This is a genomic window from Chryseobacterium defluvii (genome assembly GCF_003634775.1).
Classification (GTDB): domain Bacteria; phylum Bacteroidota; class Bacteroidia; order Flavobacteriales; family Weeksellaceae; genus Chryseobacterium; species Chryseobacterium defluvii.
In genome coordinates this window covers 1,336,623-1,351,511 of the sequence record NZ_RBXB01000001.1, presented here as the reverse complement: position 1 = coordinate 1,351,511, position 14,889 = coordinate 1,336,623, and the positions used below count along the sequence as shown (strand labels likewise).

Annotated in this window: 11 protein-coding genes; 5 read left to right on the top strand and 6 right to left on the bottom strand. The window is 37.4% G+C overall.

The genetic code is table 11. The features are described from left to right. Positions 1–284 precede the first annotated feature (284 nt). The 5 genes from BCF58_RS06295 to BCF58_RS06275 all read left to right on the top strand — a co-directional run bounded on the left by BCF58_RS06295 (position 285) and on the right by BCF58_RS06275 (position 6,170). Complete coding sequence (locus BCF58_RS06295; protein ID WP_121460906.1) at positions 285–809, top strand: hypothetical protein; 525 nt, start codon at positions 285–287, stop codon at positions 807–809. 85 nt (positions 810–894) lie between these two features. Further along, positions 895–1,695: a fimbrial biogenesis chaperone gene (locus BCF58_RS06290; protein WP_121460905.1), complete on the top strand. Its 801-nt coding sequence runs from the start codon at positions 895–897 to the stop codon at positions 1,693–1,695. Continuing rightward, complete coding sequence (locus tag BCF58_RS06285; RefSeq protein ID WP_121460904.1) at positions 1,688–2,713, top strand: hypothetical protein; 1,026 nt, start codon at positions 1,688–1,690, stop codon at positions 2,711–2,713. The genes BCF58_RS06290 and BCF58_RS06285 overlap by 8 nt, the downstream gene beginning before the upstream one ends. Before the next feature lie 6 nt (positions 2,714–2,719). Further along, positions 2,720–5,521, top strand: coding sequence for a hypothetical protein (locus BCF58_RS06280; protein ID WP_121460903.1), 2,802 nt, complete (start codon positions 2,720–2,722; stop codon positions 5,519–5,521). 94 nt (positions 5,522–5,615) lie between these two features. Then, complete coding sequence (locus BCF58_RS06275) at positions 5,616–6,170, top strand: 3'-5' exonuclease (protein ID WP_121460902.1); 555 nt, start codon at positions 5,616–5,618, stop codon at positions 6,168–6,170. 63 nt (positions 6,171–6,233) lie between these two features. Here the strand turns inward: BCF58_RS06275 and apaG are convergent, their stop codons facing one another. The 6 genes from apaG to BCF58_RS06245 form a co-directional block, all read right to left on the bottom strand. Further along, complete coding sequence (gene apaG / locus BCF58_RS06270; protein ID WP_228434746.1) at positions 6,234–6,620, bottom strand: Co2+/Mg2+ efflux protein ApaG; 387 nt, start codon at positions 6,618–6,620, stop codon at positions 6,234–6,236. Between the two features lie 82 nt (positions 6,621–6,702). After that, positions 6,703–7,962, bottom strand: a complete 1,260-nt coding sequence (gene odhB, locus BCF58_RS06265) for a 2-oxoglutarate dehydrogenase complex dihydrolipoyllysine-residue succinyltransferase (protein WP_121460901.1) — start codon at positions 7,960–7,962, stop codon at positions 6,703–6,705. A 41-nt stretch (positions 7,963–8,003) separates the two neighbouring features. Further along, positions 8,004–10,817: a 2-oxoglutarate dehydrogenase E1 component gene (locus BCF58_RS06260; protein WP_121460900.1), complete on the bottom strand. Its 2,814-nt coding sequence runs from the start codon at positions 10,815–10,817 to the stop codon at positions 8,004–8,006. A gap of 123 nt (positions 10,818–10,940) precedes the next feature. Beyond that, positions 10,941–11,981 (bottom strand): SRPBCC family protein, encoded by a 1,041-nt coding sequence (locus BCF58_RS06255; RefSeq protein WP_121460899.1) that lies wholly within the window; start codon positions 11,979–11,981, stop codon positions 10,941–10,943. Between the two features lie 211 nt (positions 11,982–12,192). Next, the gene (locus BCF58_RS06250) at positions 12,193–13,461 is read right to left on the bottom strand and encodes a glucose-1-phosphate adenylyltransferase (RefSeq protein WP_121460898.1); all 1,269 of its coding nucleotides are present in this window, start codon (positions 13,459–13,461) and stop codon (positions 12,193–12,195) included. Positions 13,462–13,482: 21 nt separating this feature from the next. Continuing rightward, positions 13,483–14,889: a glycogen synthase gene (locus tag BCF58_RS06245; RefSeq protein ID WP_121460897.1), complete on the bottom strand. Its 1,407-nt coding sequence runs from the start codon at positions 14,887–14,889 to the stop codon at positions 13,483–13,485.

Below are 14,889 nucleotides of genomic sequence, written 5' to 3'. Positions count from 1 at the left end.
GCATAAAATAACAACATACCACATGGGCCCATTCTAAAGTTATTATCAAAACTTTTATATCGATAATAAATTAGTGTTTTTTTTATTTTATTTTTAAATTTATCGCTCCCATAATTTATCTTTTGTCAATTTATCATAAAAGATACTGATTTTCTAGAGCATACATCTTCGACAAAAATTACAAATCATAAGTATTTTTTCACAAAAGCGCATCAGTGGTTTATCTCTACTTTTGCACCATAAAAATTCAAGAATACTTAATATAAAAAAACATCTATTTAACTATGAAAAAATGTATTTTGACATCTTTTGCTTTAGTAGGATTTGTGACTTTTAAAGCTCAACAAAATGTAACATTAAATGTAAGATTAAAACCAATCCAAACTCTTGTTGTTAATAACGCACAAAAGGTTGTTAACCTGGACTACGTAACAAAAGATGACTATGCCAATGGAGTAACTTCTATAAACGCTGACCATTTAAGCATATTTAGTACCGGAGGATTCCAGGTAAAAGTAAAAAGCGCTAATGCAGCCCTACAAAACGGTAGTAAAAACATCCAGGCCAACACACTACAAATTAAAGCAAGTGCAGGTTCTGATGCAGTAAACGGTGCTCAGTATGCACAAAATGTACAGTTATCTGCTACTGAAACAACTTTAGTGACTTCTACTCATGGAGGGGTGGACAAAAAAATCAGCATTGAATATAAAGGTGCAGGAGCGAATGCTTATCTTGACAATTATATTGCTGGCCAGGACCCGACTGTATACACTACGGAATTAACGTATACTATTGTTTCTCAATAATATAACCCTAATATTTTAAACAAAAAAGTGTTGTGATTTTATATTACAACACTTATCTGTTGTTTTTTATTATCTAATTCCTGCCATGAAAAAACTGTTTTTTTCCTTTGCCTGTATCATCTGCTCTTATTATTCCACCGGATATGCGCAGACAGGAGTTTCCGTTTCTCCTCCAAGAGTATACTTCGAGTCAGATTTAGGAAACAGTAATACACAAAAAGTAACAGTAACCAATGTAAGCACGAAGAATTCGTTGGATTTCGCTGTAAGCCTGGGAGACTGGGAATATGACCATAAAGGTGAAAACGTAATGTATACCGCCAATACTCTTCCTACGTCATGCACTAGCTGGGTCACAATAAAAAAAGAAGATAATTATTTTACTTTAGGTCCGGGTGAAAGAAAAGACATTGATATTACGATTACTGTTCCTAATAAATTATCAGACAAATCCCCGGTATCTACAGCTGTCTTATATGTAAGCCAGATGAATCCCGTAGATGATGTAGATAGTAAGGGAGCCCATATAAAAGTAAGCATCCGCTCCGGGATAAAACTTTTTCACAAACTACCTTCCGCTAAAAATAAAAAGCTCGAAATCAAAAATCTTATTTACAATAAGTCTAAAAACGCGCTTGAATTATTTTTTGAAAATCAGGGAGATGTATGGACAGACGGAAAAGTATATACAGATCTTGTGAACACCCAAAATGGGGAAAAGACGACTTTGGAGCCTGTGGTTTTCTATACCATGCCGGGAAATAACAGAGAAATGAGCCTAAATCTTCCCGCTACCCTTCAAAAAGGGAAATATACAGCTTCGGTAATGCTTGATTACGAAGATAACAATCTTGAAATGGGAGAATTAAATTTCACCTATGAATAAGAATCTCTGTTGTATTGTCTTATTTATTTTCGTTAATTGCTTCTCACAGGTTTCCTACAGCTCGTGGACAAACAGTTATTTGCAAATTAATTCTTATAACGGGAACACCAACCCTGATGCCTACACACTTACTTTTGCAGGTAACGGCAGTTTCAATATTCCTTATTGGAGGTTGTCTGTACGATTAAAACAGCCTATTACCTCTAATGATGGCAAGTATATTCTTCCGGCTAATAAAATTTCCTTCCAACCGGTATCCACATCAGGCCAGGCTTATCCTAACCCCATTCCTTCCGTTCCTCAGATAGGAATGCCATTGAATGTTTTTCTGCAGGAAGGCGGAGAAGTTTTTTTGGTTCCGCAATCCAATGCAGCATTGTACAATCAGCCTTTGAAGCCTCAGGGCTATTACAGTTTGCAGTTGAAATACAGCATGAATGTGATGGGTGGTGCTTATCTTGGCGATTATCCTTCCTGGATTACCTTTACCGCTCCCCTACAGTTTACCGCTTATGACGAAAATAACAATATGATTGGCAAGGCTGATCATAATTTTCAATTTCAGATCGGTACACTTTCGGGAACGCCTAACAAACCGCCTGAAATGTCTTTACAGTTTGCAGCGAATGCTGTAAATGGCAGTCTGGAATTTAAAAGCATGGGAGATTACATCAACGGAGTAAGCATAACGTATTCCAATGCTTTAATAGTAAGCAGTAATACAAAATATCAGATTAAATTGAAATCTCTTCAGAGCCAATTTATATCTGCGGCAGGAAATACCATTCCCCTGGATGCTGTAAAGCTGACTTTAAATCCAGCCTCACAAAACACGGGAAGTACATATCCGGTTTCACTAAGTTCTTCTCCGCAGCTTATTGCTACAGGATATAACACTCATGGATCTAAAGTTTATTATGATATTAAATATTTTACCGGCCCCAGTGATGAACGGCTTATTAATGCAAAATCAGAAGAATACTCCACTACAATTCAATACGAAATAACTCCACAATAATCCATAATGCTAACAGATCCGTTCAAAAAAATAATCCTTGTTTTTTTGATTCCGCTATCCTTTATTCTGATTTCGGCTCAGGACCATTCCGGAATCAGAATGGAGATCCGCAATGAGTCCAGGGCGGATAAAAGCAGCATCATAGATCTTATTGTATCGGTAAAGAATGAAAACCCGGATACTCCGTTTAAAGGAAATATTAACATTCAGGTTCCTTCCGGATTCAGAAGCATTTTGAACAATACGGTTGAAGTGGATCTAAAACCTGGTGAAAATATATTTTTACCGGTAAAAATACTCGTCAATAATGACGCTGCGTATGGAGAAGCTAATATTACAATTAATCTTACAGACTTACAAAACCATCTTGTTACCAAAAAAGTAATCACGCATATTGTTGCAGAAAATAATGCACTAAGGATAGCTCCTGAAACACCGCTGATCCATATCAATAACTCTAATGATTCTATTGAAGTCCGTGCAAGAGTTTCCAATCTGGGTAATAAAAAACAGAAAGTGACCATTGTTTTTAAAATTCCCGATGCCACTCAGGAGAATTTTTTTGTAGAAAAAAAAGGAAGTGTCGGGGTACACAAGGATTCTGTGTTTGTTTTCCGTTTTATGCCTTCGAACAGGATCATCAAAGGCTCGCAGTTTACCGTTAATATTGTTGGTTTCAGAGATCCCGACAAAGAAATATTCGGAAATGCTTCGGTTTCGGTTCAGAATGTTTCATCAGTACAGCATTATCAGGATTTACAGATAAATCCGTTTTCAAATTACACTAAAAACAGTATTACAGCCAGTTACAGAAGTGTAGGTCGAGATATTGATATGTATCAGCTGACCGGTTCAGGCGGATTTAATCTTCCCGCCGGATACATTTTTTTAAGAGGAAATATCTATACCATCAATAACCAAAGTGATCCTATTGTCAATAATACCTATATTTCTTATCGCCGCGAAAACAGTGAATTCACTTTAGGAAATATCAATAAGCTGCTGGAATTATCATTATTCGGAAGAGGTGCAGAATATGCCTTCATATCATCCGATAAAAATAAAAAACTGGAAGTGGGATTTGTTGATCAAAGCTTTAGCCTGATTGAAAGAAATACATTTTTGAAAAACGGATATGGCTTTTATGCCAGAGGAATATGGGGTTCTCAAAATGCTTCCGAGAATGTGGCAGGGACATACATTTTCAGAAAAGATCCTTATGATCAGGCGCAACATCACTTATTCGGAACAGATTTTACCCATACCTTTACTGAAGATTGGAAATTAAACGCTAAGGTATACAGTGGTTTCAGTTCATATGAGAGCATCAAAACGATTAAGCCCTCTTTTGCCGTTGAGTCCCAGTATTCCGGGCTTATCGAGAAGATCAATCTCAACGGAAATTATTTCTACAGTACAGATTATTATCCCGGAAACCGGAGAGGCATACTGCAGATACAGCAGAACTTTTCCCGAAATATCTTCGGAGATTATAATGTATATGCCAATGTAACCGTGTCCAATTTTTCTCCAAGGTTCTATTTTTACAACACCGATTTAAAATCTAACAGTACCCGATTGGATTTCGGAATGAATTTTCCTAAAAAGGGAACTTTCAGTGTAGGCATTGGCTACCAGTATCAGCAAGAACGTTCCAATACCTATAATAATTTTTTCAATATTTCCGGAACCCAGGAATCAAAACAACTGAAAGCTCAGCGATTAACAGAATATACAACATGGATGAGCCCTGATAAAAAGCATTCTTCCATGCTGAGCATTGAAGCCGGGCTTGTTCATTATCCTGACTTCAGCCGTCCGGAATATCAGATGAAAATCAGCGGTAACTATAATTATAAATGGTTTAACGTAAGTTATATTTATCAATACGGCAGCTATTTCCTTTCCGAATATGCCTTTTCTAAAATGCTTAATGAAAATTCCCCTTACAGGAAATTATCCGTTTCTTCTTTTTTCAATAAAAGCTTCTTTAAAGAAAAAGTAAATTTAACCTCCGGTCTAGCTTATACCGAAGATGCTTTATATGGAAAATCACCTTCAGGATTTATCAACCTGAAATATACAAAAGAACGATATGGAATTTTTCTGAACTCCTCCTGGTATAATTATTCCTCAAGTCATTTAAACAATAACCTTTTTACCGTTGAATTAGGTGTAAATTTCAATTTACTGCCTAAAACACTGGACCCCGGAAAAAAATCGAGTATAAAAGCATTCGTATATTATGACCGGAATAATAATAACATTTATGATGAAGGAGACAATGCAGCCGAAGGATATCTGGTTATGATTAACAATATATCGTTTAAAACCAATAATGAGGGAAATATTACATATACCAGAATTCCTTACGGTAGATATTCTTTAAAGCAGGTCATCCAACAGGGATGGTACTATAATGATGCTGAATTTGAAGTCAATCACCATCATCATTATGTAGAAGTTCCCCTTCATCAAAACGGAACAGTGCATGGAAAAGTGACTTATGATTTTAATGCAAAAACCGCTTTGGATTTTACCCCTAAAATTGAGGGTATCGTTTTCAATATTTACCAAAATGATAAGCTTATACAACGTCTATTTACAGATGACAACGGAGAGTTCATTTCTTTTCTGCCTTCAGGGAGCTACAGAATCAGCCTTAATTCCAATTCGTTGCCATTAAACACTTATAGTGAACAAGCCTACACAGATGTGAAGATTGAGGCAGGAAAAATAACACAATCCCAGCCTTTTATCATTAAAGTGAAAGAAAAGAATATACGAATTAAAAAATTTGGCAATTAAACATTTATTTACAGCCTATATTATATAAAAACATTGAAAATTGAGGCTAAATTTGTACATTTAATTTTATATTTAACTCAATAATCATGATACAATGGATTTCTGTGCATTAGATTTTGAAACGGCCACCCATGAGAGAAGTTCGGCTTGTGAGATGGGAGTATGTATCGTACAGGATTCAAAGATTGTTGAAACCAAAACATGGCTGATCAAACCTCCAAGTTTCCCTTATTTTAATCCTTATAATATAGACATTCACGGAATTACACCGGATGACGTGAAACATGCCCCTACTTTTGATGAAATCTGGTATGAAGTAGAAGAAATGATGTACGGAACATTAATGATAGCACATAATGCCAGTTTTGATGCCGGAGTTTTAAGGGGATGTCTTGATCATTATGGAATGTTTACCCCGAAGCTCAATTACCTTTGCAGCATACAGCTTGCCAAAAAATCATGGAATTATCTTCCACGCTATGGTTTAAAGCATCTGGCGGAATATCATCAGATAGAATTCAAGCACCACAGAGCCGGAGATGACGCCGAAGCATGTGCCAAAATCTCTCTGCTGGCTTTTGAGAAGCTGTTTCTTTTAAGCAATGAAGAAGTACATGAAAGCATGAAGCTAAAGATTAAAAAGCTTTAATTTCAGTAGCTATACTGATGATTCGGACAGTTGATAACTTTAAAAGTAAATTTCCGTCATACTTTAATTGCTTAGGACTTCTGAAAGCAGGTTGAATTTTGGAATGTCGATCTCAAAATTCTCCTGTGTTTTCATATTTTTAACCAGGTATTTTCCACTCATATTACCTACTCCCGAACGTAGCATCACATTGGAAAAATAAGCAAAATTATCATGGGTGGATATTTCAGGGGTCAAACCAATTACACCATCACCTATAATCTCCGTATATCCGAAACCAACGTCGAAAATCAACCATTTTCTTTTTAATATTTTTATAGGAAAATCACCGTCGTTTTCTATTGTGATATTGTATTTGAAAACAAATCGATTTTCAGAAGGGTAACTATTTTTTCTATCATATTCAGGAACTACTGAAACTCTGATATTTGAAGTTATTTTTGAAAACATCACTTTGGTATTTCTCAAATATATACAAAAATCTCGCCTTTTTTGAGGCGAGATTTATAAATTATGATTATTATTTCATTAATTATAATTCAAGGGCTTTTCTTTCGTCACCTCCCATTAATACTTCAACAGGGTTATCAATACCTTCTTTTACCGCTACAAGGAATCCTACAGATTCTCTGCCATCGATAATTCTGTGATCGTAAGACATTGCCACATACATCATTGGTCGGATCACCACTTGTCCATCAATTGCAACAGGTCTCTGAATAATGTTATGCATTCCTAAGATGGCAGATTGAGGCGGGTTGATAATAGGTGTAGACAACATGGATCCGAATACTCCACCGTTTGTAATGGTGAATGTACCACCAGTCATCTCATCAACCGTGATTTTACCGTCTCTTACTTTATCAGCAAGATTTTTAATATTGGCTTCTACTCCTCTGAAAGACATTCCTTCCGCATTTCTCAATACAGGAACCATTAATCCTTTAGGTCCTGAAACTGCAATTGAAATATCGCAGAAATCATAGTTAATTTTGAAATCACCATCGATAGATGCATTTACATCAGGATACATCTGCAAAGCTCTTGTCACAGCTTTCGTGAAGAAAGACATGAAACCAAGACCAATACCGTGCTTCTGAGCGAATTCATCTTTATATTGTTTTCTGATTCTGAAGATCTCAGACATGTCCACTTCATTGAAAGTAGTCAACATCGCTGTTTCATTCTTCACAGAAACTAATCTCGCCGCCAGTTTTCTTCTAAGAACAGAAAGTTTAGTCGTAGTTGTAGATCTTGAACCTGTAGCAGATAATGAGCTTCCGCCCATAGCTGGAACAGCAGCTAATTCAGCATCAGTTTTAGTAATTCTGCCGTCTCTTCCGCTTCCTGAAACCTGTCCTGCATCAATTCCTTTTTCATCAAGGATTTTCTTAGCAGCAGGAGATGGAGCTCCGGTTGCATATGTCTGAGTAGCCGCAGCTGGTTGAGCTGCAGGCTTTGGAGCTTCCTGCTTAGCTGGTTCAGCCGCTTTCGGAGCCTCCTCTTGTTTCGGAGCTTCAGCAGCAGGTGCAGCAGCGCCTTCCGGCTTCGCAGCATCCATATCAATTAAACAAACAACCTGACCTACCTGTACCACATCACCTTCTTCAGCTTTTAAAGTAATAACACCACTTTGTTCAGCAGGCAATTCCAGCGTTGCTTTGTCTGAGTCTACCTCAGCGATAGGTTGATCTTTTTCTACATAATCACCATCTTTTACAAGCCAAGTTGCAATTTCAACTTCTGTAATTGATTCGCCCGGTGAAGGAACTTTCATTTCTAAAACTGACATATTGAGTATTTTTTTTATTTTTTTAATCGATTATTTATTTATTAAGCGGTTACAGGTCTTTTTACAGGAGCATCATTTCTATCGAATACTCTGTTGATCACTGCATTTTGGTTTTTCTCAAACATTTTGTGGCTTCCCGGAGCCGGAGCACCACTTGGTACAGGAGCAATCACCTGGATTCCTGTATCTCTGAAGTTTCTCAGGATATAAGACCAAGCTCCCATATTTTCAGGTTCTTCCTGAGCCCAAACCAATTCTTTTCTGTTTTCGTATTTGTTGAAGATCGCTTCAATAGCATCTGCCTGAAGCGGATATAATTGTTCGAATCTTACTAAAGCAATATTCTCTGCATTCAGTTCTTCTTTCTTAGCTAATAATTCAAAGTAAAGCTTCCCTGAACAAAGAACTACTTTTTCCACTTTTTTAGGATCAGCAGCAGGATCGTCTAAAACCGGCTGGAATGAGCCATTGGCAAAATCTTCCAGTGGAGAAACCACTTTCGGGTGTCTCAATAAAGATTTAGGGCTCATTACGATCAATGGCTTTCTGAATGCCCATTTCAACTGTCTTCTTAGCAGGTGGAAATAGTTAGCCGGTGAAGTAATGTTCGCTACCACCATGTTTTCATTCGCACAAAGTGTCAAGAATCTTTCTAATCTTGCTGAAGAGTGTTCCGCACCCTGTCCTTCTGAACCGTGAGGCAATAACATCACCAATCCATCCTGAATTTTCCATTTTTCTTCTGCAGCAGCCAAATACTGGTCAACAATAATTTGTGCTCCATTGACGAAATCTCCGAACTGAGCTTCCCAGATCGTTAATGTATTGGGAGAAGCCATGGCATATCCGTAATCAAATCCTAAAACTCCATATTCTGAAAGGTGTGAGTTGTACACATCGAATCTGTTTTCAGAAACGTGTCTTAGCGGGATATATTCTTCTTCTGTATCTTCTGTTTTTACCACCGCGTGTCTGTGAGAGAATGTTCCTCTTTCCACATCTTCTCCGGAAATTCTTACATTATGACCTTCCGTAAGCAAAGTAGCATACGCCAACCATTCTCCTAAAGCCCAGTCTAAAGAATTCCCTTCAATAGCCTTGATACGGTTTTCGAATAATCTTGTAATTTTATTGATGAATTTTTTATCCCCCGGAAGCGTTGACATTTTAATAGCCAGTTCCTTCAATTTGTTCAATTCATATTTTGTATCAACGGCATCCTGAACAGCTCCTCTTTTGGCAATCGGGTAATTGGTCCAGTCTTCAGCCATAAACACATCCATTATGTTCTTCTCAATTTCTTTGGAAGCGTCAAAATCCTTATCTAAAAGTCCTTTGAAATCGGCTTCCATTTTGGCAATCACGTCATTAGAAGTCACACTATCCTTCAATAATTTATCTTTATAAATCTCTCTTGGATTCGGGTGCTTGGAAATTAATTTATATAAGTTAGGCTGTGTAAATCTTGGTTCATCACCTTCATTATGCCCATATTTTCTGTATCCTAATAAATCGATGTAAACATCTTTACCAAATTTGGCTCTGAAATCGGCAGCAAAATGCATGGCATGAACTACTGCTTCCGCATCATCAGCATTTACGTGCATTACAGGTGATTCCGTTACTTTAGCAATGTCTGTACAGTAGGTGGAAGATCTCGCATCCATATAGTTGGTTGTAAACGAAACCTGGTTGTTCACAACAATATGAACGGTTCCTCCTGTTCTGTATCCTTCCAATGTCATCATCTGGGCAACTTCGTACGCAATACCCTGACCGGCAATTGCACCATCACCGTGGATAATAATTGGCAATACCTTAGAATAATCTTTGTATTTATCATCTACCTTCGCACGGCAGATTCCTTCTACCAGAGCAGCTACCGTTTCCAGGTGAGACGGGTTCGGAGTCAGGTTGATGGCAACTTCCTCTCCTGAAGCAGTTTTGATCTTTTTAGATGATCCTAAGTGATATTTAACGTCCCCTGAGAATACATCTTCTTCAAATTCCTTTCCTTCAAATTCTGAGAAAATCTGCTTGTAAGACTTTCCGAAAATGTTTGACAATACATTCAATCTTCCTCTGTGAGCCATCCCCAGAACAACCTCATCTACTCCTAATTGAGAAGATCTTGAAATCAACTGGTCTAATGCAGGAATCAATGTTTCACCACCTTCCAGTGAGAATCTCTTCTGTCCTACGAATTTGGTGTGAAGATAGTTTTCAAAGGCAACAGCCTGGTTCAACTTCAATAAAATCTCAGTTTTTTCATTGGCTGAAAGACTTGGGTGGTTTTCATTTACCTGTAACCATTTTTTGATATAATCCTTCTCCTCAACATTATTGATGTGCATATATTCAACACCGATAGAATCACAGTAAATGTTTTCCAGGTGAGTAATAAGGTCCTTCAATGTTGCAGGCTCTTTCATTCCTGTTTCTACCGCACAGCTGAATTTTGTATTGAGATCTTCTTTAGACAATCCGAAATTCTCGATATCCAAAGTAGGCGTGTAATGTCTTCTTTCTCTTACAGGATTTGTTTTGGTAAACAGGTGACCTCTTGTTCTGTATGCTTCGATCAGGTTAACAACCTTGAATTCTTTTTTGATGTGTTCAGGCACTTCTCCATTGGAAACAGCCTGGGAAATTTGCTGAGCGGCAGGAGCGGCATTAGCCGAACCCTGAATATATTGAATGCTATCGTCATCGCTATAGTTCTCTAAAGCAAAATCAAAGCCTTGAAAGAAGGCTTTCCATGATGGTTCTAAAGAGTCCGGGAATTTTAAATACTGTTGGTATAAATCCTCAATTAACTGAGAATGAGCTGCGTTTAGGAATGAAAATCTGTCCATTATTACAGTGTATCTATTATTAAAATTTATTTGTAGAATTAATCTTCAAATTTAATAAAAAAAACCGACTTGGGACAGCTTCAAACCGTTAAAAAAAACATAAACGAGATAAATATCAGGAATTTACTTAAACACCGATAAAGAGAGCTTCACGTTCACCTCCTGATCCTCCATCGGACGCTCAATGAAGGTTTGCTGAACATCTCCAAAACGCATTTCATCTTTTTTAGCTTTCTGGATCAGCTGCTGAATCGCTTTGACTCTTCCTGCATAGGTCCCTTTGTAGTACATGACGTAATTCTGAGTCGGGTTTACCGATCTGAAACTAAAATTATTATCGGTAACTCCCATCTTTTTGGACAATGGAATCCCAAGGAAATATGAAACTTCCTTATCTTTGTAATTATCTGCATCCGTGATCAGCATCGGATATCCGAACTCATCATCTTTTTTACCAAGATCCATGGTTACATAGTTATACACTTTATTGTAGTTCATCACTATGTTTTTATACAAAGCATCTTTTTTGTTGGACGCACTTACATTGATTCCCAATAATAGTTTTTCTTCTTCATTTTCAACCATAAGGCTATCATATTTTATAGCGGCCATCTGGTTATCTTTTTCTACCTTATTTCCTAAAACATTCTTCAGGTTAACCATACTTTTATCGATATTTTCGGCAAAACGGTCTTCGCTCCAGAAGTTTTTCACCCTTTTTAGGACCGAAAGCTTCGGAGTATGCACATACCATGTAATTTTTGTTTTTTCCGCCGAAAGCGCTTTAAACTTTACATCAACAAGGGTAGGGTTTTCATTTTTGTTTTCGAAAAGCTGATACCTTAATGTTCTATTGGGATTTTCATACCGGATGAACATTTCCCCATCCGTATCATTTTTAGGGTCCGTATAACTGATGGCACTACCCTGTCCTTCGTATGGAGTATAGTAATCAATATCAATAGACTGGGAATTTTTAAAAAAGTTATTCCATCTCGTGAAATTCTGCAGATTATTGAATTGTGAAAACACCTTGTCTACAGGATAATCTATTTCTTTTTCAATCTGAAAATTTTTGCTTTCATCCACGAAATAATACATGGAAAGAGCATAAGCACCCACCAGGAAAAGAATAATTACAGCTATGATTTTTATAAAACGCATCGCACAAAAGTAATACAAATAAAAAAAGTGACCAATATGTTGATCACCTTGATTTTAAATTTATTTTAAAGGTTGGAAGATGCAAGAATGGATGTCGGAAGTTGATATGTGGCCGTTCAGTTTCTAATGATTATTTTAATAAAAAATTAACTTTAGTCATATTACAGCCCTTCAATAACTTCCCTCTCCCAACTTCATACTTTTTTGCTTATCATCCGATATGGGTTCCCGGAGGAAGTATGGCTCCTTTTTTCACCACTACAATTCCGTCCTGAACGGAGTGGGTTCCGTAATCCCCATCCGGCAGGTGTCTTCCGCCTATGATCCTCACATTATCTCCTATATAACAGTTTTTATCGAGAATGGCCTTTTCAATGTAGCAGTATTTCCCGATTCCCATATTCGGACGTCCTGCTCTGTCATTCATCACTATTTCGACGGTATTCTGATAGAAATCGGCACCCATGACGTATGAATTGACGATGGTACTTCCTTTATCTATTCTTGTTCTGTTTCCTATTACCGAATTTTCGATCTTATCTGCCAAAATGATACATCCGTCTCCAAAAACAGCTTTGCTTACATAGGAACCGTTGATTTTGGATGGTGGAAGCATTCTCGCTCTCGTATAGATAGGGGAAGAAGAGAAAAGGTTAAACTGCGGAAAATCCTGACAAAGATCCAGGTTGGCTTCATAAAAAGATTCAATTGTTCCGATATCCGTCCAATATCCTTCATACTGATAGCTCAATGTCGTATATTTTCCTATTGAACTTGGAATAATATCTTTTCCGAAATCATCTCCTGCTCCTTCTTCAAACATTTTTATAAGGATGTTTTTCGTGAAGATATAGATTCCCATAGAGGCTAAATATTCTTTTCCCTTATGCTTGTTTTCATCAGAAACTTCGGATTTCAAACCTTCCAACAAATCAAATCCCGGCTTTTCAACAAAAGAGGTGATATTTCCTTCATCATCTGATTTTAAGATTCCGAATCCGGTGGCATCTTTTGCGTTTACCGGAATGGTTGCAATGGTTACATCGCCTCCGTTTTCAATATGGAAATCCAGCATTTCCCTGAAATCCATCTGATATAACTGGTCCCCGGAAAGAATCAGAATATACTCATAATCATATTTTTCAAGATGTTTCATAGACTGGCGAACCGCATCGGCAGTTCCTTGATACCAGCTATCATTTTCCACATTCTGTTCCGCAGCCAAAATATCTACAAAACCTCTGCTGAAAATATCAAAATGATATGAGTTTTTAATATGTGAGTTTAATGATGCTGAATTAAACTGTGTAAGCACCAGAATTTTATTCAATCCAGAGTTCAGGCAGTTTGAAATAGGAATATCCACCAACCGGTATTTTCCTGCAATCGGAACAGCCGGCTTCGACCTTGAATAGGTTAACGGAAAAAGCCTGGTTCCTCTACCACCTCCCAAAACAATGGAAATAACATTATGTTTCATAATTATCTTGCGTTTTTATATTTAGTTATTGTATAAAGCTATATATTTTTCTGCAGACTTCTCCCACGTGAAGTCAAACTGCATGTTGGCCTCAATCAATTTTTCCATTGTGTCTTTTTTGTTATAAAGATTGATCCCTCTGTTCATTGCGTGGATCATATCATCTACTCCGGGATACGTAAAGTTCAGCCCTGCTCCGCCAGTGGAAATATCAACCACTGTATCTTTCAAACCACCTGTATACCGTACTACAGGAATCGTTCCATACCGCATGGAATACATTTGGTTCAATCCGCATGGCTCTACTCTTGACGGCATTAATAAAAAATCTGCCGAAGCATAAATTTTATGGGAAAGATGCTCCTTATATCCTAAATCCAAAGCAAAATTACTGTAGGTATAATCGTACTCTTTCAGTTTATTCTCAATATAGGTGTTTCCAGAGCCCAATATCATAATATTCAAAGCTCCATAGCTTTGTTTTATACTTCTCCAGACCATATCGGGAAGAAGATCCGCTCCCTTTTCAGTGGCAAACCTTCCGATGAAGGCAAATAAAGGAAGCTCCGGTTTTAAGCCGTATTCCTTACAAAGTTTCTCTTTATTTTTCTTCTTCTGCTCTACAGCATTTTTAATACTGTAATTAAAATCGAGCATAGGATCTGTTTCGGGATTCCATACTTCGGTATCAATTCCATTAATGATTCCATAAGCTTTGCTGAATTCCTGACGTACAAGGCTTTCCAATCCTCTGAACCCTATATACAGCTCCTCAAGATAACCTTCGGAAACTGTAGTAAAAGCATGTGCACATTTAATCATTGATGCCAAAGGATTGATCAGTCCGTTCCAGTCTAAAAAACCCCATTTCCAGGAATCAAACGAAGGCATATAGTTTGCCATATTCCAGCTCATCATCCCCTGATACTCCCCGTTATGAATGGTCCCGATGGTCTTCACTCCTTTCAGGAATTCAAATTCAGCGCAGTTTTCAATCATAAAAGGAACCAATCCTGTATGATAGTCATGGCAATGTAGAATATCCGGTCGGATCTGCATTGCACTCAGCCAATGTAAAACACCATGCTGGAAAGCTAAAAACTGAAAGTTCTCATCCTGATACCCATAAGGATTATCGCGATCCAAAAGTCCGGGAATTTTCACCATATAGAGTTCAAAACCCAGAACATTGGTCTTTTCTTTCATCACCTGAACCTGCAACATATTGGGTCCCTGATGAATAAATCCATCAAAAACTATGTCAAACTCATGATCATAAAAAAAAGATTTATTGTACCAAGGCATAACGACTTTAGCATCAATACCTTTTATCTTATTCTGATATTTAGGCAATGCTCCGACCACATCTGCCAAACCGCCTACTTTTGCTACCGGATAACATTCCGTACTAAGGTGATAAACAACCAT

Excerpts from the sequence above, each read along its gene's own strand:
- BCF58_RS06280 (WP_121460903.1), top strand. The coding sequence starts at position 2,720 with ATGCTAACAGATCCGTTCAAAAAAATAATCCTTGTTTTTTTGATTCCG.
- BCF58_RS06290 (WP_121460905.1), top strand. The coding sequence starts at position 895 with ATGAAAAAACTGTTTTTTTCCTTTGCCTGTATCATCTGCTCTTATTAT.
- BCF58_RS06285 (WP_121460904.1), top strand. The coding sequence starts at position 1,688 with ATGAATAAGAATCTCTGTTGTATTGTCTTATTTATTTTCGTTAATTGC.
- BCF58_RS06245 (WP_121460897.1), bottom strand. The coding sequence starts at position 14,889 with ATGGTTGTTTATCACCTTAGTACGGAATGTTATCCGGTAGCAAAAGTA.
- BCF58_RS06260 (WP_121460900.1), bottom strand. The coding sequence starts at position 10,817 with ATGGACAGATTTTCATTCCTAAACGCAGCTCATTCTCAGTTAATTGAG.
- BCF58_RS06295 (WP_121460906.1), top strand. The coding sequence starts at position 285 with ATGAAAAAATGTATTTTGACATCTTTTGCTTTAGTAGGATTTGTGACT.
- BCF58_RS06255 (WP_121460899.1), bottom strand. The coding sequence starts at position 11,981 with ATGCGTTTTATAAAAATCATAGCTGTAATTATTCTTTTCCTGGTGGGT.
- apaG (WP_228434746.1), bottom strand. The coding sequence starts at position 6,620 with ATGTTTTCAAAAATAACTTCAAATATCAGAGTTTCAGTAGTTCCTGAA.
- BCF58_RS06250 (WP_121460898.1), bottom strand. The coding sequence starts at position 13,461 with ATGAAACATAATGTTATTTCCATTGTTTTGGGAGGTGGTAGAGGAACC.
- BCF58_RS06275 (WP_121460902.1), top strand. The coding sequence starts at position 5,616 with ATGGATTTCTGTGCATTAGATTTTGAAACGGCCACCCATGAGAGAAGT.
- odhB (WP_121460901.1), bottom strand. The coding sequence starts at position 7,962 with ATGTCAGTTTTAGAAATGAAAGTTCCTTCACCGGGCGAATCAATTACA.